The sequence below is a fragment of the Gemmobacter denitrificans genome, assembly GCF_036964905.1.
GTDB classification, from domain to species: domain Bacteria; phylum Pseudomonadota; class Alphaproteobacteria; order Rhodobacterales; family Rhodobacteraceae; genus Gemmobacter; species Gemmobacter denitrificans.
Genome location: NZ_JBALHR010000010.1, coordinates 122,279 through 141,199 on the forward strand (window position 1 = coordinate 122,279; position 18,921 = coordinate 141,199).

At 61.4% G+C, this 18,921-nt stretch carries 21 protein-coding genes; 13 read left to right on the forward strand and 8 right to left on the reverse strand.

Annotated features, from left to right (window positions below):
- Window positions 1-8 precede the first annotated feature (8 nt).
- From V6590_RS15400 to V6590_RS15420, 5 genes are all read left to right on the forward strand, one after another.
- The gene (locus tag V6590_RS15400) at window positions 9-812 is read left to right on the forward strand and encodes a cytochrome c oxidase subunit 3 (RefSeq protein WP_335424569.1); all 804 of its coding nucleotides are present in this window, start codon (window positions 9-11) and stop codon (window positions 810-812) included.
- A gap of 76 nt (window positions 813-888) precedes the next feature.
- Window positions 889-1,548 (forward strand): SURF1 family protein, encoded by a 660-nt coding sequence (locus tag V6590_RS15405; RefSeq protein WP_335424590.1) that lies wholly within the window; start codon window positions 889-891, stop codon window positions 1,546-1,548.
- 7 nt (window positions 1,549-1,555) lie between these two features.
- Window positions 1,556-2,935 carry a threonine synthase gene (gene thrC / locus V6590_RS15410; protein WP_335424570.1) on the forward strand — a complete coding sequence of 460 codons (1,380 nt, stop codon included), beginning with the start codon at window positions 1,556-1,558 and terminating at the stop codon, window positions 2,933-2,935.
- 103 nt (window positions 2,936-3,038) lie between these two features.
- The gene (locus V6590_RS15415) at window positions 3,039-4,298 is read left to right on the forward strand and encodes a M16 family metallopeptidase (RefSeq protein WP_335424571.1); all 1,260 of its coding nucleotides are present in this window, start codon (window positions 3,039-3,041) and stop codon (window positions 4,296-4,298) included.
- Window positions 4,298-4,882, forward strand: coding sequence for a GNAT family N-acetyltransferase (locus V6590_RS15420; RefSeq protein WP_335424572.1), 585 nt, complete (start codon window positions 4,298-4,300; stop codon window positions 4,880-4,882). Before V6590_RS15415 ends, V6590_RS15420 begins: the two co-directional genes overlap by 1 nt.
- A gap of 27 nt (window positions 4,883-4,909) precedes the next feature.
- On the opposite strand, the gene V6590_RS15425 is transcribed toward V6590_RS15420, so the two are convergent.
- Window positions 4,910-5,605: a PAS domain-containing protein gene (locus tag V6590_RS15425; protein ID WP_335424573.1), complete on the reverse strand. Its 696-nt coding sequence runs from the start codon at window positions 5,603-5,605 to the stop codon at window positions 4,910-4,912.
- Window positions 5,606-5,799: 194 nt separating this feature from the next.
- Here V6590_RS15425 and V6590_RS15430 point away from each other — a divergent pair, with 194 nt between their 5' ends.
- Genes V6590_RS15430 through V6590_RS15440 form a run of 3 tightly spaced genes read left to right on the forward strand, consistent with a single transcriptional unit; the run spans window position 5,800 to window position 7,855 of the window.
- The gene (locus tag V6590_RS15430; protein ID WP_335424574.1) at window positions 5,800-6,693 is read left to right on the forward strand and encodes a YicC/YloC family endoribonuclease; all 894 of its coding nucleotides are present in this window, start codon (window positions 5,800-5,802) and stop codon (window positions 6,691-6,693) included.
- Between the two features lie 2 nt (window positions 6,694-6,695).
- Complete coding sequence (gene gmk / locus V6590_RS15435) at window positions 6,696-7,331, forward strand: guanylate kinase (RefSeq protein ID WP_335424591.1); 636 nt, start codon at window positions 6,696-6,698, stop codon at window positions 7,329-7,331.
- Window positions 7,328-7,855, forward strand: a complete 528-nt coding sequence (locus tag V6590_RS15440; RefSeq protein WP_335424575.1) for a gamma carbonic anhydrase family protein — start codon at window positions 7,328-7,330, stop codon at window positions 7,853-7,855. Before gmk ends, V6590_RS15440 begins: the two co-directional genes overlap by 4 nt.
- A gap of 3 nt (window positions 7,856-7,858) precedes the next feature.
- Here the strand turns inward: V6590_RS15440 and V6590_RS15445 are convergent, their stop codons facing one another.
- The 3 genes from V6590_RS15445 to V6590_RS15455 all read right to left on the reverse strand — a co-directional run bounded on the left by V6590_RS15445 (window position 7,859) and on the right by V6590_RS15455 (window position 10,086).
- On the reverse strand, window positions 7,859-9,058 hold the full coding sequence (locus V6590_RS15445) for a UbiH/UbiF family hydroxylase (protein WP_335424592.1): 1,200 nt from the start codon (window positions 9,056-9,058) through the stop codon (window positions 7,859-7,861).
- Between the two features lie 75 nt (window positions 9,059-9,133).
- Entirely contained in the window at window positions 9,134-9,364 is a 231-nt protein-coding gene (locus V6590_RS15450) for a hypothetical protein (protein ID WP_335424576.1), read from the reverse strand.
- Window positions 9,365-9,438: 74 nt separating this feature from the next.
- Entirely contained in the window at window positions 9,439-10,086 is a 648-nt protein-coding gene (locus V6590_RS15455; protein WP_335424577.1) for a pyrimidine 5'-nucleotidase, read from the reverse strand.
- Window positions 10,087-10,255: 169 nt separating this feature from the next.
- On the opposite strand from V6590_RS15455, the gene V6590_RS15460 reads away from it, so the two are divergent.
- Window positions 10,256-10,891 carry a GntR family transcriptional regulator gene (locus V6590_RS15460; RefSeq protein WP_335424578.1) on the forward strand — a complete coding sequence of 212 codons (636 nt, stop codon included), beginning with the start codon at window positions 10,256-10,258 and terminating at the stop codon, window positions 10,889-10,891.
- Window positions 10,892-10,901: 10 nt separating this feature from the next.
- Here V6590_RS15460 and V6590_RS15465 read toward each other — a convergent pair whose 3' ends face one another.
- Entirely contained in the window at window positions 10,902-11,384 is a 483-nt protein-coding gene (locus V6590_RS15465) for a hypothetical protein (RefSeq protein ID WP_335424579.1), read from the reverse strand.
- Between the two features lie 107 nt (window positions 11,385-11,491).
- On the opposite strand from V6590_RS15465, the gene moaA reads away from it, so the two are divergent.
- Window positions 11,492-12,496 carry a GTP 3',8-cyclase MoaA gene (moaA, locus tag V6590_RS15470; protein WP_335424580.1) on the forward strand — a complete coding sequence of 335 codons (1,005 nt, stop codon included), beginning with the start codon at window positions 11,492-11,494 and terminating at the stop codon, window positions 12,494-12,496.
- A 39-nt stretch (window positions 12,497-12,535) separates the two neighbouring features.
- Here moaA and V6590_RS15475 read toward each other — a convergent pair whose 3' ends face one another.
- A complete protein-coding gene (locus V6590_RS15475) occupies window positions 12,536-13,546 on the reverse strand; it encodes a LysM peptidoglycan-binding domain-containing protein (RefSeq protein WP_335424581.1) in 1,011 nt (336 codons plus the stop codon).
- Window positions 13,546-14,235 carry a rhodanese-like domain-containing protein gene (locus tag V6590_RS15480; protein WP_335424582.1) on the reverse strand — a complete coding sequence of 230 codons (690 nt, stop codon included), beginning with the start codon at window positions 14,233-14,235 and terminating at the stop codon, window positions 13,546-13,548. Before V6590_RS15480 ends, V6590_RS15475 begins: the two co-directional genes overlap by 1 nt.
- A gap of 556 nt (window positions 14,236-14,791) precedes the next feature.
- Between V6590_RS15480 and V6590_RS15485 the strand changes: the two genes are divergently transcribed.
- From V6590_RS15485 to V6590_RS15495, 3 genes are all read left to right on the forward strand, one after another.
- On the forward strand, window positions 14,792-16,495 hold the full coding sequence (locus V6590_RS15485; RefSeq protein WP_335424583.1) for a hypothetical protein: 1,704 nt from the start codon (window positions 14,792-14,794) through the stop codon (window positions 16,493-16,495).
- A gap of 194 nt (window positions 16,496-16,689) precedes the next feature.
- A complete protein-coding gene (locus V6590_RS15490; RefSeq protein WP_335424584.1) occupies window positions 16,690-18,288 on the forward strand; it encodes a hypothetical protein in 1,599 nt (532 codons plus the stop codon).
- 168 nt (window positions 18,289-18,456) lie between these two features.
- The gene (locus tag V6590_RS15495; protein WP_335424585.1) at window positions 18,457-18,627 is read left to right on the forward strand and encodes a hypothetical protein; all 171 of its coding nucleotides are present in this window, start codon (window positions 18,457-18,459) and stop codon (window positions 18,625-18,627) included.
- A gap of 72 nt (window positions 18,628-18,699) precedes the next feature.
- On the opposite strand, the gene V6590_RS15500 is transcribed toward V6590_RS15495, so the two are convergent.
- Window positions 18,700-18,921: hypothetical protein (locus V6590_RS15500; RefSeq protein ID WP_335424586.1), on the reverse strand; the 222-nt coding region annotated here is incomplete at its 5' end.

Below are 18,921 nucleotides of genomic sequence, written 5' to 3' on the forward strand. Positions count from 1 at the left end.
GGACAACCATGGCTCACGCCAAGAACCACGATTATCACGTTCTGCCCCCGTCGATCTGGCCCTTCCTCGGGGCAATCGGCGCTTTCGTCATGCTGTTCGGCGCAACGCTCTGGATGCATGGCTCGGGGCCCTGGATGGGGCTGATCGGCCTCGTGGCCGTGCTTTACGTCATGTTTGGCTGGTGGGCCGATGTGGTGAAGGAATCGCATGCGGGCGACCATACCGCCGTCGTGGTGATCGGCCTGCGTTATGGCGTCATCATGTTCATCATGTCGGAAGTGATGTTCTTCGCCGCATGGTTCTGGTCGTTCTTCAAGCATGCCATGTATCCGATGGGGCCGATGTCGCCGCTGGTGGATGGCGTTTTCCCGCCGGAAGGCATCCAGACCTTCGATCCCTGGCACCTGCCACTGATCAACACGCTGATCCTGCTGTGCTCTGGTGCTGCTGCCACTTGGGCGCACCATGCCATCGCGCATGAAAACAACCGCAAGGATCTGGTGAACGGTCTGGCTCTGGCCATCGTGCTGGGCTTCATCTTCACCCTGCTGCAGGCCTATGAATACAGCCATGCCGCCTTTGGTTTCGCCGGTAACATCTATGGCGCCAACTTCTTCATGGCGACCGGTTTCCATGGCTTCCACGTCATCATCGGCACCATCTTCCTGCTGGTTTGCCTGATCCGCGCCATGCGGGGCCATTTCACGCCCGAACGGCATGTCGGGTTCGAGGCGGCCGCCTGGTACTGGCATTTCGTGGACGTGGTCTGGCTGTTCCTGTTCGCGGCCATCTATGTCTGGGGTCAGGGCTGATCCTTTCGCCTGACAGGCCTTCCATCGCGGGCGCGGTCCTTGTAGAAGGGCCGCGCTTTCCTTTTCCGGGGTCCCTCTGATGCGCCGAATGATCCTGCCGCTGCTGTTCGGGCTGATCGGCGCGGCCATCCTGATCGGGCTGGGCCAGTGGCAGATGCAGCGCCTGCAATGGAAACTGGGCATGCTGTCCGAGATCGAGGCGCGGATCATGGCGGAACCCGTGGCTTTGCCCGCCGAAGGGCAGGGCACGCCGTTTCAGCCGGTGCGGGCCGAGGGGCGCTTGACCGGCGAATATCTGCGGGTGCTGGTCAGCCGCAAGCTGGTGGGGCCGGGCTATCGGATCATCGCAGTGCTGGAAACCGGCGGGCGGCGCGTGCTGGTCGATCTGGGCTTTCTGCCCGATGGCGAAGCGGTGCCTGCCTTGGCTGGGGCCGCAGAGATTGTGGGCAATCTGCATGATCCGGTCGAAGTGGACAGCCATACCCCGACACCCGACCTGACGAAAAACCTGTGGTTTGCCCGCGACGTGCCTGCAATGGCCGCCGCGCTGACCACAGAGCCGACATTTATTGTCGCGCGCGAACAAGTTCTGCCGGAGATCGAGGCTCTGCCCATCGATACTTCGGTTATTCCCAATGATCATCTGGGCTATGCCGTCACATGGTTTTCGCTGGCGGCGGGTTGGCTTGGGATGACGGCACTGTTTCTTTGGCGTATCAGACGCCGGATAGCATGAGGCGGCGATGCACTATATCTCGACCCGCGGGCAGGCGCCCGTTCTGACATTCGGCGAAGCCATGATGACGGGGCTTGCCCGCGATGGGGGGCTCTATCTGCCCGAAACCATCCCGCAGATGGGCGCGGCCGAGATCGCGGCGCTGGCCGGGCAAAGCTATGAAGAGATTGCTTTCCGGGTCATGCGGCCCTTCATGGGGGACCTCTTCACCGAGGATGAGTTCCGCGAGCTGATTGCCAAGGCCTATGCTGGCTTTGGCCATGCCGCCCGCGCCCCGCTGGTGCAACTGGCGCCGAACCATTTCCTGCTGGAGCTGTTCCACGGCCCGACGCTGGCGTTCAAGGACTTCGCCATGCAGCTGATCGGGCAGATGATGCAGGCAGCCCTGGCCAAGACTGGCGAGCGCATCACCATCGTGGGCGCGACCAGCGGCGATACCGGTTCGGCCGCGATCGAGGCTTTCAAGGGCCTGTCGAACGTCGATGTCTTCATTCTGTTTCCGCATGGCCGGGTGTCCGAAGTGCAGCGCCGCCAGATGACGACGCCGTCGGACAGCAATGTGCATGCCTTGGCGCTGGACGGCGATTTCGATGATTGCCAGGCGCGGGTGAAGGACATGTTCAACGACTTTGCCTTCCGCGATGGCGTGCGTCTGGCCGGGGTGAACAGCATCAACTGGGCGCGGGTGCTGGCGCAGGTGGTGTATTATTTCTCCAGCGCGGTATCGCTGGGCGCCCCGCATCGCAAGGTCAGCTTCACGGTGCCGACTGGCAATTTCGGCGATATCTTTGCCGGCTACATTGCCAAGCGCATGGGCCTGCCGATTGACAGGCTGGTGATCGCCACCAACCAGAATGACATTCTGGATCGCGCGCTGCGGTCGGGCGACTATGCGACTGACGGGGTGAAACCGTCGATCAGCCCGTCGATGGACATTCAGGTGTCGTCGAATTTCGAACGCGCGCTGTTTGAGGCCTATGGTCGCGACGGGCGGGCTGTGGCGCAGCTGATGGCCGAGCTGAAAGAGGGCCGGTTCCATATCTCGCAAGGCGCGCTTGAGGTGCTGCGGAGCCATTACGACTCGGGCCGCTGTTCGGAAGCGGAAACCCGGGCGACCATTGCCAGCGAATTGGCTGCCAGTGGCGAATTGCTGTGCCCGCATGGGGCCGTGGGTGTGAAAGTGGCGCAAGACCATCTGGGCGCGATGCCGATGATCACGCTGGCCACTGCGCATCCGGCGAAATTCCCCGATGCGGTCGAGGGTGCGACCGGCATCCGTCCGGGCCTGCCACCGCGCATGGCCGATCTGTTCGACCGGCCCGAACGGGTGACCCGCGTGCCGAACGATCTGGCCGCCCTTCAGGCGCTGGTGCGCGACCGGATCTGACGGCGCAAATGGCGCGTGTCTCAGAAATGCACGCGCCGCCCCTTTCGCCACAAGGGGCCACGATGTAAGAACACGGGATCTTCGCTCCTTCACAGGTGTTTCCTTGACCCTTCGCATCACCACGCTTCCCAATGGTTTCCGCATCGTGACGGAGGACATGCCGGGGCTGAAATCGGCCTCGGTTGGCATCTGGGTCACGGCGGGGGGGCGGCACGAACGGGCCGAGCAGAACGGTATTGCGCATTTTCTGGAACATATGGCCTTCAAGGGCACCGAAAAGCGTTCCTCGCTGCGCATCGCCGAAGAGATCGAGGATGTGGGCGGCTATATCAATGCCTATACCTCCAAGGAAATGACCGCCTATTATGCCCGGGTTCTGTCGGCTGATGTGGCGCTGGCGCTGGATGTGATTTCCGACATCGTGCTGAACCCGGTATTCGATCCCAAAGAGATCGAGACCGAACGCCATGTGATCCTGCAGGAAATCGGCCAGTCGCTTGATACGCCCGATGATATCATCTTCGACTGGTTGCAAGAGGTCAGCTATCCCGATCAGCCGTTTGGCCGCACCATCCTTGGCCCCGAAGAACGGGTGTCCAGCTTCACGCGCGATGATCTGCGGCGCTTCGTGGCCGAACATTATGGCCCCGACCAGATGATCCTTGCGGCGGCTGGTGGGGTGGACCATGACGCCATTGTCGCGCAGGCCACGGCCATCTTTGGCGGGTTGCGCCCGGTCGGTGCGCCGGTGATCCAGCCTGCCATCTTTGGCGGCGGCGAACGGCGCGAGGTCAAGAAGCTGGAACAGGTCCACTTTGCCCTCTCGCTCGAGGCGCCCGGCTATCGCCACCCGGATGTCTATACGGCGCAGGTCTGGTCCACTGCGATGGGCGGGGGCATGTCGTCGCGTCTGTTCCAGAAGATCCGCGAAGAGCGCGGCTTGTGCTATTCGATCTTCGCACAATCGGGCGCCTATGAAGATACCGGCAGCATTACCATCTATGCCGGCACCAGCGCCGCCGAGATTGCCGATCTGACGCATCTGACCATCGACGAGCTGAAACGCGCCGCCGATGACATGACCGAGGCCGAGGTGGCCCGCGCCCGCGCGCAGTTGAAGGCCGGGCTGCTGATGGGGCTGGAAAGCCCGTCCAGCCGCGCCGAGCGCAATGCCCGCCTGCTGGCGATCTGGGGCCGGGTGCCCGAGGTGGATGAAGCCGTCGCCAAGATCGATGCCGTCAGCACGGCGGATGTGCGCCGCTATGCTGGCGAATTGTCGGGGGCCAAAGCCGCGATGGCGCTGTATGGACCAGTGACCAAGGCCCCGGATCTGGAGGCCGTGCGGAAGAGGCTGGCCGCCTGATGCTGGCCCTTCGCCGCAAGCCGAAAATCGAAACGACACGGATGACGCTGCGCCTGCCGAGCCATTCGGATTTCCGCCAATGGTCGGCCCTGCGCGCCGAAAGTGCGGGTTTTCTGGGGCCATGGGAGCCGGTCTGGTCGCATGATCATCTGTCGCGCAAGGCCTTTACCAACCGGGTGTATTGGGCGAGCCGGGCCGAAGCGCAGGGCACGGCCTTGCCGCTGGTCATGATCCGGCGCGACGATCAGCAGGTGCTGGGGGCGATCACGCTGGACAATATCCGCCGTGGCCCTGTGCAGGCGGGAACATTGGGGTATTGGGTCGGCGAACGCTTTGCCCGGCGCGGCTATATGCGCGAGGCGATCCTTGCGACAGTGCATTACGCCTTTACCTCGCTGGATCTCAGCCGGATCGAGGCGGCCTGTCTGCCCGAAAATGCCGCCTCGCGCGGGGTGCTGGAAAAGACCGGGTTCAAATATGAAGGCGTGGCGCAAAGCTATCTGCAGATCGCCGGGCGCTGGCGCAACCATGTGCTCTATGCCAATCTGCGGGGCGACCGGCGCGGCCGAACGGATGCGGGCTGACAGCGCGCCCGCGCTGCCCGACCGGGATCAGCTGTCCAGATCGACCAGTCGCAGATAGGGCCGCGAATGGGCGGTGGGCTTGACGGCGAAGGGTTGCTGCACCTTGGCGGCCTGCACGGTCAAAGCGGCCTCGACCCGAGCCGTCGGGCTCGACAGATCGGGTTTGGTCGGGGTGCAGGGTTCGGTCGCCGCCGATTCCAGAACCAGACGGCGCGGCGCGCGCCCGACTTCGCCCGAAACAACCAGACAGCCCATCACCATTTCGCCACGGGACCCATCGCCCGAAAGCGGCAACAGGATCATCTTGCCCTTCATCGGCGGGCGGCCCAGCCCGCTATCGCTGCCCAGCGTCAGGGTCTGGATGTTCGGGCGCTGGAAGCACTGTTCCATCAGGATCGACAACCGTGCCCGGGAAATCGGGTCGAACATCGCTGAGAGCGGCATGCCGCGCGCATCCATGCCCAGAAGATCGGTAAAGGTCATCCCGGCGATGCGCAGGCGGCCCGTGCCCGGGGCGATGCGTTCCAGCAGGAACGCGCCATCCAGCGCGCCGGAAATTCCGCGCGGGTCGATATCGGCCCGTTCCGGCAGGTTCCTGCCACGGCGCAGGCTTTCCCAGTAACCACGCACTTCCTGCAACTTGCGGGTCATTTCCAGATCGGCCTGTGCCGCATCGGCCGAGCCATCGCGTCCCTTGCCATTTCCGAAAAAGCCCAGTGCCATCGCCGTGTTCCTTGTGCAACATCCGCTCTGCGGTTGTCAGGAAACCCCGCCTGCGCGAAGGTGCGCCTCGGGGCCGGTTTGCATCCGCAGTCTTGCTTACCTGAGTCTTAACTTACACCTGAACGGGCAGAATTTCGCCATATTTCTGTACAAATGGTAAATTCGACTATCCGAAAGAGTAGGGAGCCTATCCGATGACGATTTCCATGACCGGCTTTGCCGCGGGCAAGGGGCACGGGGCAGGGGTCAGCTGGACCTGGGATCTGAGATCGGTCAACGGCAAGGGGCTGGATCTCCGGCTGCGGGTGCCTGACTGGATCGACGGGCTTGAAGTGGCCCTGCGCGCCGAACTGGGCCGGGCCTTGACGCGGGGCAATGTCAGCCTGACGCTGAAGGTCACGCGCGATCTTGCCGCTGCCGAAGTGGTGCGTGTCAATCCGCTCGTGCTGCAGGGGGTGTTGGCGGCGCTGGCGCAGGTGGAGGCGGCGGCCATGGCACAAGGCGTGACCATGGGGCAGCCCACACCCGCCGATGTGCTGGCCATGCGGGGCGTGCTGGAAAGCGGCACAACGGACGAAGATACTGCACCGCTGCGCACGGCCATTCTGGCCGATCTTCCGGCACTGCTGGCGGAGTTCACCGCGATGCGGGCCGCCGAAGGTGCCGCTCTGGCCGGGGTGATTGCGGGGCAGCTTGATCAGATCGACAGCCTGCGCCATGCCGCGCAAGAGGCGGTTGCCGCACGCCGGACCAGCCAGGCCGAAACCCTGCGCGCCCAGATCGCCCGGTTGCTGGACGTCGCGACTGCGGTGGACGAGGCGCGACTGGCGCAGGAACTTGCGATGATCGCGGTCAAGACCGATGTGACCGAAGAGCTGGACCGGCTGGCCGCCCATGTGCAGGCCGCACGGGCGCTGCTGGCCGAACCGGGGGCGGTGGGGCGCAAGTTCGATTTCCTGATGCAGGAATTCATGCGCGAGGCCAATACGCTGTGCTCCAAGGCGCAGGACATGGCGCTCACGCGCATCGGGCTTGACCTCAAGACGGTGATCGACCAGATGCGGGAACAGGTTCAGAACGTGGAATGACGATGCTTCGCAAGGGTCTGCTGCTTATCCTCTCCTCTCCCTCGGGGGCGGGCAAATCCACCTTGGCCCGACGGCTGATGGCATGGGACCCGACGCTGCGCTTCAGCATCTCGGCCACCACGCGCGCGCCACGGCCGGGCGAACAGGACGGGCGCGAATACTATTTCAAGACCCGCCCGGAATTCGAGACGATGGCGGCGGCGGGTGAGATGCTGGAACATGCCGAAGTGTTCGGCAATCTCTATGGCTCGCCCAAGGGGCCGGTTGAGGTGGCGATGGCCGAAGGCCGCGATACGCTGTTCGATATCGATTGGCAGGGCGGCCAGCAAATCCGCAATTCCAGCCTGGGCCGGGATGTGGTGTCGATCTTCGTGCTGCCGCCGTCGATTGCCGAACTGGAAGCCCGGTTGCGCGGGCGCGGGCAGGACAGTGACGAGGTGATTGCCGGACGCATGGCGAAAAGCCGGGATGAAATCAGCCATTGGGCGGAATATGATTATGTGATCGTGAACCGTGACATCGACACGGCCTTTGCCGAACTGGTGACGATCCTGCAGGCCGAACGCATGCGGCGGGATCGCCAGCCCGGTCTGGCCGAATTCGTGCGCGGTCTGAACCGGGAGTTTGAAGGCCGATGATTTATGCTCTGGACGGTATCGCCCCGCAGATCGACCCCTTGGCATGGGTGGCACCCGGGTGCCATCTGATCGGCAAGGTGGTGCTGGAGGCCCAGGCGAATGTCTGGTTCGGTACGGTGATGCGCGGCGACAACGAGGAAATCCGCATCGGACGCGGATCGAACGTGCAGGAAAACTGTGTGCTGCATACCGACATGGGCTTTCCGCTGGTGATCGGGGCCGATTGCACCATTGGCCACAAGGCGATGCTGCATGGCTGCGTCATTGGCGATGGCAGCCTGATCGGCATGGGGGCCACGGTCCTGAACGGCGCGCGGATCGGCAAGGGGTGCCTGATCGGCGCGGGCGCTCTGGTGACCGAGGGCAAGGAAATTCCCGACGGATCGCTGGTCATGGGCGCACCGGGCAAGGTGGTGCGGATGCTGGATGATGCCGCACGGCAAAAACTTCTGGCCTCTGCTGCCGGATACCGGGCCAATGCCACGCGCTTTGCCAGGGGGCTGCAGGCCCTGTCGCAGGAATAGCGGTCAGCGCACGCCGATCCCGGCCTGCATCAGCGTCTTGCGCAACGGTGCGATGGAATAAAGCGCATCCAGCGTGGCCGCCCGCAGATCACGCAGCGGCTGTGCCCCGATCTGGCTTGCGCGGTTCAGCAGGTCGATCCCCAGAACCCGGGCCTGCACATCCAGATGGCGCTGCCGGTGATAGGTGGCCAGCATCCGCGCATCGCCGATCTGCGCCGGGTCGGCCTTGGCCAGCGCCAACAGCGCCGTCAGATCGGCCAGGCTCATGTTCAGTCCCTGCGCGCCGATCGGGGGCATCACATGGGCAGCCTCGGCCATCAGGGCGCAGCGCTCGCCCGCCATCTGGTCGGCGATCTGGGCGATGATCGGCCAGGCGGTCAGACGGCTGATGAGCGTGAGCGGACCGAGCAATCCGCATGACCGTTCCATCATCTCGGCCTCAAACGCTGCGGGGGGCAGGGCAAGGCGACGATCCACTTCGGCGGCATGATCCATCCAGACCACGGCGGAACAGGGCATCTCGTCCCGGTCGGGCAGGGGAACAAAGGTGAATGGGCCGCCAGAGCGGTGAATTTCGGTCGAGATGTTTTGATGCGGGATCGGGTGGCGCACGGCGAAGGCCAGCGCCTTCTGCCCATAGCGCAGGGTCTTGACCGCAATGCCCAGGGCCTGACGCACAAGGCTGTTGCGGCCATCGGCGCCGATCACCAGCCGCGCCGTGATGCGGCGGCCATCCGACAGGGTGGCAATCGCTTCGCTTTCGCGGGTCAGCAGGGCCGTGGTCGCAAGACCCGGCAGAAAGGTCACCCCGGGCAATTCCGCCAGCCGGCCAACCATTTCGCGCCGCAGCAGCCAGTTGGGCAGGTTCCAGCCAAAGGGTTTGTCGGACAGATCGGCCGCGTCGAAATCCTTGATCACCCGCGCCTCGGCCACGGGGCCACCGGCATCGACAATGCGCATGATCTGCAGCGGCGCGGCGTGGGGGGCCAGGCGGTCCCAAAGCCCTGCCTCTTGCAGCACCGGGATCGACGGGTGCAGAAAGGCGGTGGTGCGCAGGTCCGATCCTTCGGCCTCGGCGGCGGTGACGGGCGGGTTGGGTTCGACGCAGACCACCCTGAACCCTGCCGATCCGAAGGCCGCCGCCGCAGCAAGGCCCGCAACCCCGCCACCGGAAATCAGGATATCGGTCGTCTCACGCATGATGGGCCCTTTGGTGCCGGACAATCGGTGACTGACAGATAGGCCAAGGGGACGCCCGCGTCCACGCGGCGGTATGTCTTAGCCGCGCGTGATGGCGATCAGGATCACGAAATACACCGGCACCAGTGCCACCGCCGTCAGCGACAGGGCCATGATGCCCCATTTCATCACGGCCAGCACCATGATCGTGGCGAAAATGGTCAGCAGATAGAAAACCACATTGATATCGCGTGCGATGTCACGGGCGATGAAGCCGATCAGCGGAAGGCGGGCAAAGCCGGTCGGACGGTCGGCGGAAATATAGGCCATGGGATGCTCCTGTTGTGGCTGACCCGGATGTGGGGCCGGCGCAAAGGTTTATCCACGATGCATCTTGTCGCAGGTCAGCGCGCAAGCTGCGACAGAAAGTCGCCCAGATCATCGGTGTGGTGATGGATATGCGGCGCTGGCAGCGGATCGGGTGCAACATGCACGGTGCGCATGCCCATCGCGTGCGGGGCGGCCAGATTGCGTGGGTCGTCTTCGAACATGGCCGCGCGCTCGGGGGCGATGCCATCCTGGGCAAAGATCATCTCGAAGGCCGCACGTTCAGGTTTGGGGCGAAAACCCGCATGTTCCACGCCATAGACCGCATCGAACAGCCCTGAGAGGCCCCGCGCCGCCAGCACCTGCAGCGCATAGGGCCGCGTGGCATTGGTATAGACCACGCGCCGCCCCGGCAGGGCGGCAATCGCCTTTGCCAAGGCCGGATCGGGTGAAAGGACCGAAAAATCGATCTCATGCACATCGTGCAGATAGCCATCAGGCTGCATGCCATGTTCGGCCATCAGGCCCGCCAGCGTGGTGCCGTAGCGATCCCAATAGTGCTGGCGCAGCCGGTCGGCTTCGGGTTGCGCCACGCCCAGTTCACGCATGACCCAGGCCGTCATGCGCTGTTCGATCTGGTCAAACAGCCGCATCGCGGGCGGATAAAGCGTATTGTCGAGGTCGAAGACCCAAGTGTCGATGTGGTGGAAATGCTGTGCAACCATGCGTGATCGGTAACGCAGACGGCCGCGCGGGGCAATGGGCTTGACCTGTCGATGATGCGGCGAAGCGCTGTCAGTGCCCCTTGCACGCTCCTCCTGCTGCATCCCACCTCTTGCATGGCAGGGGGATGCGCGCTTAGGGTCTGCTCCGCGCGGCAGGAAGGGAACCACGGTGCAGAAAGATGCCTATACGCTGATCCTCGAAGCCATCGAAGGCGGGGTGTACAAGCCCGGCGATCGTCTGGTGGAATCGGAACTGGCCGAACGGCTGGGCGTATCGCGCACCCCGGTGCGCGAGGCGTTGCAGCGGCTGGAAACCCAGTCGATGCTGACGCGCGACGGGCGCAGCCTGATCGTGGCCACGCTGGACCACAACCAGCTGTCGGAACTCTACGCGGTGCGGTCGGAACTGGAGGGGCTGGCGGCCCGTCTGGCCGCGCGCCATGCCACGGATGAGGAAATCCGGGTGCTGCGCAGCATGGTCGAGGAAGACCGCATCCTGCTGGGCGGCGATCCCCGGGCGTTGAGCCGGGCGAACAAGCGGTTTCACAAGCAGATCCACCTGGCCAGCCATAACCGGTTTCTGGTGCAGCAACTGGATCTGGTGCATCGGTCGATGGCCTTGATGGCCAATACCTCATTCGCGGCCGAGGGGCGGGATGAAATCGCGCTGGCCGAACATGAAATGATCGTGCAGGCCATAGCCAATCGCGATGGCGAGGCCGCCTATCACGCGCTGCGCGCCCATATCTCCAAGGCGTTTGAAACCCGGCTGCGGGTCGAGGCAGGGGAGTTGCGGCTTCGGTAACGCCGACCCGTCAGCGCGGATAGACCTCGACCAATGGCAGGTCGGTCAGGCCAAGGCCAAGGGCGCGAAATCCGGCCAGCGACAATTGCGCGGCCCCTTCGCCGGGCACAAGGTCCACCTGCACCGTCTGTCCCCCCGCGGTCTTGATCATCCCCGGTGTGGGCGCGCTCACCAATGATGAACGCAGCCAGAAGCCGGGGAGGGTCGGATCGCCCAGGCTGACAGTGACCTTTCCCAGCGACGCAGCACCTGCCGGGGCAGGGGCGGCCGTTGCGGCGGCCTTCTGTGCGGCGGTGGTCGTATCCAGCGCTTCGGCGGTGCGCGCACCTGCCTGCGGCGGCGGGGCCTGCAATTCGGGTGTGGGCAGGGGCAGCGGATCGCCCACCGGGGCAGAGGCCCGCACCGGTGCACGCGTACCACCCACCCATTGCGGCAGTGCCGAACAACCCGTCAGCACCAATACCCCCGTCACCAGACCCAGATTGCGCAACATGCCGATACCCCTTTCCATTCCGATGCCGACGATAGTCTTGGTCAATCCGCCCTTCAACCGTCGCTTTCGCGCTTGCCGCCGGATCGGCGGAAGCCTACCTTTTTCCCATGACCCCGCCCTTGATCGACCCTTTTGCCCGCGCCATCCGATACCTTCGGGTTTCGGTCACGGATCGTTGTGATTTCCGTTGTGTCTATTGCATGGCAGAGAACATGACCTTTCTGCCCAAGGCCGACCTGCTGACGCTGGAGGAGCTGGACCGGATGTGTTCCAGCTTTGTCGGGCTGGGGGTGGAAAAGCTGCGCATCACCGGGGGCGAGCCGCTGGTGCGCAAGGGCATCATGACCTTTTTCCGCGCCATGTCGCGGCATCTGGAAAGCGGCGCGCTGAAAGAACTGACACTGACCACCAATGGCAGCCAGTTGGGGCGCTTTGCCGCCGAGCTGGCTGATTGCGGGGTGCGGCGGGTGAATGTGTCGTTGGATACGCTCGACCCGCAGAAATTTGCCGATATCACCCGATGGGGGCGGCTGCCGCAGGTTCTGGATGGCATCCGCGCCGCCCAAGAGGCGGGGCTGCGGGTCAAGATCAATGCCGTGGCGTTGAAAGGGTTCAACGAAGAGGAACAGTTCTCCCTGACCGATTGGTGCGCCCGCGAAGGCCATGATCTGACCTGGATCGAGGTCATGCCGATGGGCGATCTGGGCAATGAGGACCGGCTGGATCAATACTGGTCGCTGAAGGATCTGCGCAGCCGCTATGCCGAACGCTACACGCTGACCGATCTGGCAGAGCGCACGGGGGGCCCGGCGCGCTATGTACGGCTGGAGGAAACGGGCCAGAAGATCGGCTTCATCACTCCGCTGACACATAATTTCTGCGAAAGTTGCAACCGGGTGCGGCTGACCTGTACGGGCGAGTTGTATATGTGCCTGGGGCAGGAAGACATGGCCGATCTGCGCGCGCCGCTGCGGGCCAGCCCGGACAATACCCTGTTGGAAAGGGCGATCCGCGCCGCGATTGCCCGCAAACCCAAAGGCCATGATTTCGATTATTCCCGGCAGGGCGTTGCGGGCCAGATGACCCGCCACATGAGCCATACCGGCGGCTGATCCCGTGGGAAGCCGGCGCCCGCATGGGGCGCCGGGGGATTACAGCTGTGAAATGCCCGGGATGACTAGACGCTGCCCGGCATTGAGCGCATCAGGTGTGGACAGGATTGCGCGGTTCGCTTCAAAGATCGCCAGATAATAGCCGGCGTCCCCATAGAACTTTTCCGCAATCGCACCGAGGCTGTCGCCGCGGGCCACGGTATAGAAGCGGAACTGTTGGCTGCTGCCATCGGCCTGCGCCACAGTATGCACCTCGACCCCGTCACCGCCTGTCACGACTTCGCGCGGGGCGCTGCGCGGCTGGCCTGCAGCATCTTGTGCCTTGCCCACCAGATCCGCCAGCAGGACAGCCGTGTCCACCTTGCCTTCGGCCGTGACCAGCGCGCCGGGAACCGCGATTTCCTTGCGGCCCGCCGCTTCGTTCACCAGTGCGTCAATATAGGCGTCGCTTTGGCCTTCGCGCAGTGCTTGCGCAACCAGACCCTCGAGCGTGGGTGCAGGTTTTGCGTTGGCCAGCCCATTCAGCGCGGCGACCGACATGGCCTGCAACGCTGGATCGGCGGCAGCGACGGCGGCCCCGCTCTCCGGCGCAGTGCCGGTCAGCGCGGCCAGAATCGCCGCTGTGGTCTGGTCGATATCCCCTGCCTGAGGCTGCGGTGCCGGGGCGGCGACTTGTGCAGCTACAGGCTGTTCGGCGGCGGGTGCCGCTACAGGCTCGGGCTCCACCGGATCGGCCAGACCCGTACCCGCCACGACCAGCGCAGCCAAGGCGGCGGCAGCGGCTGTCGCGTCGTCGGTCTGCGTCGCCTCCAGAGCATCGGGGGCAGGGGCGGCAGCGCGGGTCACCTCGGGGGCGGGTTCTTCCAGCGCGGCCATGACGCCGGTAAACACCGGCGCGGGGGGCTCTTGCGGCGCGGGGGCTGTCACCGGCGGCGGGATGACCCCGGCCAGCGGATCAGGCACATCTTTCAGCAGTGTCACCCAGGGTACACCCGTGATCACGGCAACCAATGAGCCAACGATCCCGAGATAGATCAACCCGACCTTCATTATGGCTGACCCTCCGCTGTCGCCAGTTTCGCCTCGGCCTCCGGTCCCCCGGCCACTGTCAAACCCAGTATCAGCCAATCCTGCATTCCCCCACGATAGTGCATCATCTTCTCCGGCGGATAGCCCGCCGCCGCCAGCGCCTGCAAGGCACGGACCGACTGGTCGCTCCACGGCCCGTTGCAATAGACCATCAGCGTCATGGCCTGCGAAAAATCGAACCCACCACCTGCCAGCGGACGGGCACCAAGTGCTGCCAGGATCTGATCGCGAAACGGATTGGAGGGATCGAGCGTGGCGAACGGCACGTTGACAGCCCCCGGGATCGCCCCTTTGCCAAACCATTCAGGCAGGCGCGCATCAATCAACACCCCTGTGCCCTGCGCCGCATGGTCCTGCAGAAAGCCGATCAGCTCCAGCTCTCCCGCCGGGGCCACATCTGGCACGGGCGTCATGGGCTGGATGCAGAAAGGCGGACAGGCCCGCGAGGTCTTCGTGAACTCTCCCCGCAGCACCGCTTCGGGATTCGGGGTACGTCCGATGACGATCTCGCGCCCATTCAGGACCAGCCGGGCCTCAGCCATGGACTCGGTCAGCCGCACCTCTTGCCCCGCCGCAGGCGGTGCGAAACCCGAGAGCGCAGCGATGCAAACGGCAGCCCCGGATAAACGGACCTTCACGGAAACCAACATCTTGACCTTCCCCCGCAACCGACCTCGATAATTTGGCAGACTGCTGGCAGGCAGTGGGCGCAAGGCGGTTGGCTACCACATGTTGTCAGGAATGAGAGGGTGTTTCAACAGGCTTTGTGAGTTGTAGCGTGTTGTTGTTGTAGCGTTGTAGCGTGACTGTAGCGTGACACGCAAACCTGCAGAGTTTGACACAAGAACTTGCAGCAGAACGATTTTGCTGAATGGCGGCTTATGAACTGCCTCTCTGTACCACTTCGGCGGCTCTTCGCAACATGATTGGGCAGGTCTGGGGCAACCCCGCGTCGCTCCTTTTCTGTCTCTCGCACGAAATCTGGTGTGGCTCGACTTGCGGCGTGAATGGGGCGCGGCCTCGTCCCCGTCGGTCTCCAAAAGGGCGGAGAGCGGATGTTCGCTGCAACAGCACTCGGGCTTCTGCAGCAAATAAAAAGCTGACATTGAAGTTGATGCACAACGGAGGTAGGCCTGAGAGGCATTGATTCTATTGTACGCCACATATGGCCGCAAAGTTGCGATTCACCCTACAGTGAGGACCTGGATGCCTAAAAGTACGTTGGACAAGCTTTTATCAATTGCAAGAATTCCAGACCAAAATCGCGGCGAATGGCTAGAAAGCGCTGACCAGAGCGTTGAAATTCTCGAGGATATTCTGAAAGCCGACGAGATCGTAATCTACGCATCCGGTCCGCATATGCTAATTCACTCGGTGTTGACCCCCAATGAGCTGTTAGACCCACCAGACCACGCTGATCTCGATCGGGCCTACATCATGCCAGATGATTCTTGGATCATTCAGCGAGCATATGGTGGCGGTGAGGGGCATCGCGTTTATCTGCAACCACCATTGGACCACCCTGGCTGCAAATCTCTTGTTGGCAGCGAAAAGCTGGTGTTTGTACGCTCGTTTGAAGGCGTCAAGGACTACGAGCCTACGATAGAAATCAGCCAGAAGCTTGTGCATGCGCTTGGACTGTACTTTGTGGATGAGCGGAATGCCTATTGTAGGCTAAATGATCGAGGAGACATCGAATCGATTATTTCGGTTTATCGAGACGTTACTCATGATCCCAGGCAACAAGTGCGCGCAGTCACGATACGCTCGCATGATCTAGCAAGCTACATGGCTCTTACCGGTACCAGTTTGGTCAGCCTGTTTGATTTTACACGGTTCGCTATGGGTGGGTTCAACGGCTGGCCCGAAGGCGCTGAGGATGTTTTCGAGACCAGGGACCTGTTTTACAAGCAGCGAAAAGTTCCTCAGCATGCGAGCTATGTTAACGGGCAGGTAATCCTTCGTACCAATCTTACCCCGGAAGCTCTGGCGGAAGAATGGAAGGCAGAAGAGGACAAAAGCAGACTAAAGTATGCGTCCTTTCTGATCATCGATCGCAAGAATGGGCATCAATTGATAGAAACCTCGTGCTCGCCCGACCATATCGTCAATTATTTCACTGAATCGGACTTACCTTGGGAGATTTCACCCGCCTTTTTTAGACCCGAGGTGCTTCAAAAGTACAAATCGGATCCAGAGAAATATACCTTCGGTGATCGAAGCATAAATTGTCGAGGCGCATGGCATCTCAAAACTTATGATATCAATGAGGCAGGGCAAGTGCATACCTATATCGGCTACTTGGCAGCCCTGCCCTATGACGAGCAGCTATATTGGCAGTCATTCAACGAAAAGCCAAAGGCCGAAATTTCTGAACGAGCATATCAAACCGACATTCTTGGCGCATTCACAACAACAGATGATTTCTTGGAGGATGTAAAGCGTATCATTGCGGAATTGGATCAAGACTCGCCGTCTTGGTGGAAAATGCGCGGTTCGGAAATGAGAGATGCCGTCCACTATCCGGTGACGGATTCGTCCTCGGAGTGGGGTGATGAAATTCTGGCACTAGATCACCTCGTTGTGGAAGGCTTTCTCGTCAGGGGGTTGAGAGCGATAATCGACGCCAACACGGGCGTCTACGAAAGGGATTGGGGATCACTTAAGGTACTTGAGGTCGCCCTCGCGTCAACGGGAAGAACCGAAGATCAAGCCCAAAATGCCGTTGCTCCGCTTCGCGAGCTACATGCTTTACGTAACCCTGCAAAGGCACATGGTGATCCAAAGGGACGACGCCTAGCAATAGCAACCGCTCGCAAACGCCATGGCACTTTGAGAAACCATTTCAGCGATCTGTCACAACGGCTGGCTGCGTCATTAAACGTGATTAAGGCTACGCTGCCAAAATAGGAACTCGAAGATAGCTTGGAAAAATGAGCACCGTTAACTACCTTCATGAACTGAACCTGCCTGACAGCTGCGTTTCGCCAAAGCTACGGGCACTACTCACCCCAGTTGGGCTGGACCCATTTGAGCGGCCTGAAGTTACGACCCGATACGAACATGACCAATACGGCCCTGATTACGAGTATGTTCACATGGTCATGGCCCTGACCGATGAAGCGGATTCGCTCTCTGTTTCCGATTTTAGCGAAGTTTCATATGGTGTTGTCAGTTTCTCAACTCCTATAGTCGATGATTTCGGCGGATTGGGTGGCCATTCACCTAGCGTATCGGGTCACGAATATGTCGTTGCGTCTCATGGCAATGGATCATTTTACAGTTATCACCTGGCAGAGAAAATTTGGATGTTGCTTGGTTTGTCTCCCCGCTGTGTCGGAGGTGACGACCAGAGACTGATTTATGATGACTTATCGCTGCCTGAGTTTGGTATTTCTGAAGGCGAAATCTCCAGCTCGTATTACTACCGGGCAAGTCGGAACGTCAGTTGGCGAATGTCGAACGAGTACCTTCGAAGATACCTTTGGATGCGGGGGAAGCACGGTACAAGGGTATTTTTCTACGCGACGAGTATTCAAGAAACGCAAGAGATATCAGAACTTCTGGGGGACAATGGCCACTATTTAGCAAATCCGGAAGGTGGTTGGTACAAACTAGACATTCGACGTATCAACGGGAAGACACTGATGCAGCTTTGGGCTGTGGTTTGTGCAGTCACTCCGGAGCTGTGCGCGGTGCAAACTGCCGCCGGTTTGACTTGGCCTGGCATTGCCGGGGCGATGGATCATCAGCGTGCAAATGCTCTGCTAGAACCTACACCGATTTTTCTCGATGACCGATTCCTTGAGAGGTACGAACAAAACAGCTTGTACCAAACCACCCCTTTCCAGACCCATGGTAACTGGACGTGCAATCCTTCTTACTCAGGGCAATGGTCATTCACAGATTGTAGACGTGTCGGGCGAAACCTGATTCAAGTTGGGCTGAGAGAACTATACAAACCGAAGCCCGACAGGGAAATTGTTTGGGCACATGCACACGTTGTTCCTCAGAGAATAGTAGATCAAACCGACCTAAACGAAGAGCACATCGTTGCCAAAGTTCAAAGATTTCTTGAGGTGCTTCTGGACTTGGCGGATGGCCTCGCTTGGCTAGCAACTGATCTCGGTCTGGGGACCCCGACATGCGAAGATTTGGTTGGTGTTTCTAGGGAGAAACTACAAGCCGAGCATTGGTTGCCTTACCCTAAGCTAAGTCGCTTGGCTCAAGTCGCTCCGATAAACATGTCGGAGCAGAAATTTCTTTCCCGATGCAAAGATATCCACGAGCTATGGCAGAAAATACCGAACGGGATTTTGAGGCGAATTGTTGATGAGGGGGGACACGATCCTAAGAGCTACAAGAGCTTTGGCAGTCTCAAACTCCTGCAGGTTCTGACCAATATCCTTGAGCGTCTGAACAGCAATCAAGAAACGACTGCCAATTTCAGCGGTGGCCACCAAGAGGCAGAGATCACCGAGCGCAATTCAAATCTAGCACCTCTTTTTCTCACGGCAGACCTACGGAATGCCGATGCTCACACTGGCGGATCAGTTTCGGAAACATTGACCCGGCTGGGATTCGATATGTCGCACACCAATTCAGGCTACGGTACAGCATTGGACTTTGTTCTTGATCAAAACATCGCTGCATTCAATTACATAGGCGCTGAGATAAAGGCGCTTCAAGCTCGAAGTCCTTAGGTCAGGATCCGGAGCCATAACGTTGCAGAAGTTGTAAACACGTCGTTCGCCCGCGAACGGAAGCTTTGCTTGGCCGCGACGCAGCATGTCGTCGCCGGAACGAGCGGCATGTATGGGCCGCTCTCAACATTAACCTTCTCTTCACCATCCCCCGGCAGCATTCTCCGCATGCAACCCACTGAGTCGCCCCCAGGTTCACCGGAGATCATCCCCGAGGCATCGGGCTGGGTGTTGGTGCGCTGGTCGAATTTCCAATGCCATGTCTGGCTTGGCGAGGGCGGCGATCCTGCGCGGCTGGCGCAAGCCGCAGGGCCAAGGGGACCGGCCAAACCCCGATAATCGAACCGCCCGGCCCCATGACAAAAGGGGCGAGGTTTCCCCCGCCCCCTTTTGGTCAAACCAGCGTTTCTTTCACCCCCGGTCGAGCAATTGCAGCGCGCCGACGGCCTTGATGAGGTCGAGGGCGTTCTGCAGGTCGGTTTCGGCCCCGATGGCGGTGCCGCGCGCCTGGTTGCGCTCGCCCTGATGGGCCGCCCGCCCGGCTTCATCCAGATCGCGGGCGGCCTGCATCAGCAGGTCGCGGGCGGCGTGATAGCTGGCTTCCATCAGCTTGCAGAGGGTGGTCGGTTCCAT

Bases quoted from the DNA above. Each gene is read 5' to 3' on its own strand.
- V6590_RS15400 (WP_335424569.1), top strand. From the start codon at position 9: ATGGCTCACGCCAAGAACCACGATTATCACGTTCTGCCCCCGTCGATC.
- thrC (WP_335424570.1), top strand. From the start codon at position 1,556: ATGCACTATATCTCGACCCGCGGGCAGGCGCCCGTTCTGACATTCGGC.
- V6590_RS15420 (WP_335424572.1), top strand. From the start codon at position 4,298: ATGCTGGCCCTTCGCCGCAAGCCGAAAATCGAAACGACACGGATGACG.
- V6590_RS15425 (WP_335424573.1), bottom strand. From the start codon at position 5,605: ATGGCACTGGGCTTTTTCGGAAATGGCAAGGGACGCGATGGCTCGGCC.
- V6590_RS15430 (WP_335424574.1), top strand. From the start codon at position 5,800: ATGACGATTTCCATGACCGGCTTTGCCGCGGGCAAGGGGCACGGGGCA.
- gmk (WP_335424591.1), top strand. From the start codon at position 6,696: ATGCTTCGCAAGGGTCTGCTGCTTATCCTCTCCTCTCCCTCGGGGGCG.
- V6590_RS15440 (WP_335424575.1), top strand. From the start codon at position 7,328: ATGATTTATGCTCTGGACGGTATCGCCCCGCAGATCGACCCCTTGGCA.
- V6590_RS15450 (WP_335424576.1), bottom strand. From the start codon at position 9,364: ATGGCCTATATTTCCGCCGACCGTCCGACCGGCTTTGCCCGCCTTCCG.
- V6590_RS15455 (WP_335424577.1), bottom strand. From the start codon at position 10,086: ATGGTTGCACAGCATTTCCACCACATCGACACTTGGGTCTTCGACCTC.
- V6590_RS15465 (WP_335424579.1), bottom strand. From the start codon at position 11,384: ATGTTGCGCAATCTGGGTCTGGTGACGGGGGTATTGGTGCTGACGGGT.
- moaA (WP_335424580.1), top strand. From the start codon at position 11,492: ATGACCCCGCCCTTGATCGACCCTTTTGCCCGCGCCATCCGATACCTT.
- V6590_RS15475 (WP_335424581.1), bottom strand. From the start codon at position 13,546: ATGAAGGTCGGGTTGATCTATCTCGGGATCGTTGGCTCATTGGTTGCC.
- V6590_RS15480 (WP_335424582.1), bottom strand. From the start codon at position 14,235: ATGTTGGTTTCCGTGAAGGTCCGTTTATCCGGGGCTGCCGTTTGCATC.
- V6590_RS15485 (WP_335424583.1), top strand. From the start codon at position 14,792: ATGCCTAAAAGTACGTTGGACAAGCTTTTATCAATTGCAAGAATTCCA.
- V6590_RS15490 (WP_335424584.1), top strand. From the start codon at position 16,690: ATGGCCCTGACCGATGAAGCGGATTCGCTCTCTGTTTCCGATTTTAGC.
- V6590_RS15495 (WP_335424585.1), top strand. From the start codon at position 18,457: ATGCAACCCACTGAGTCGCCCCCAGGTTCACCGGAGATCATCCCCGAG.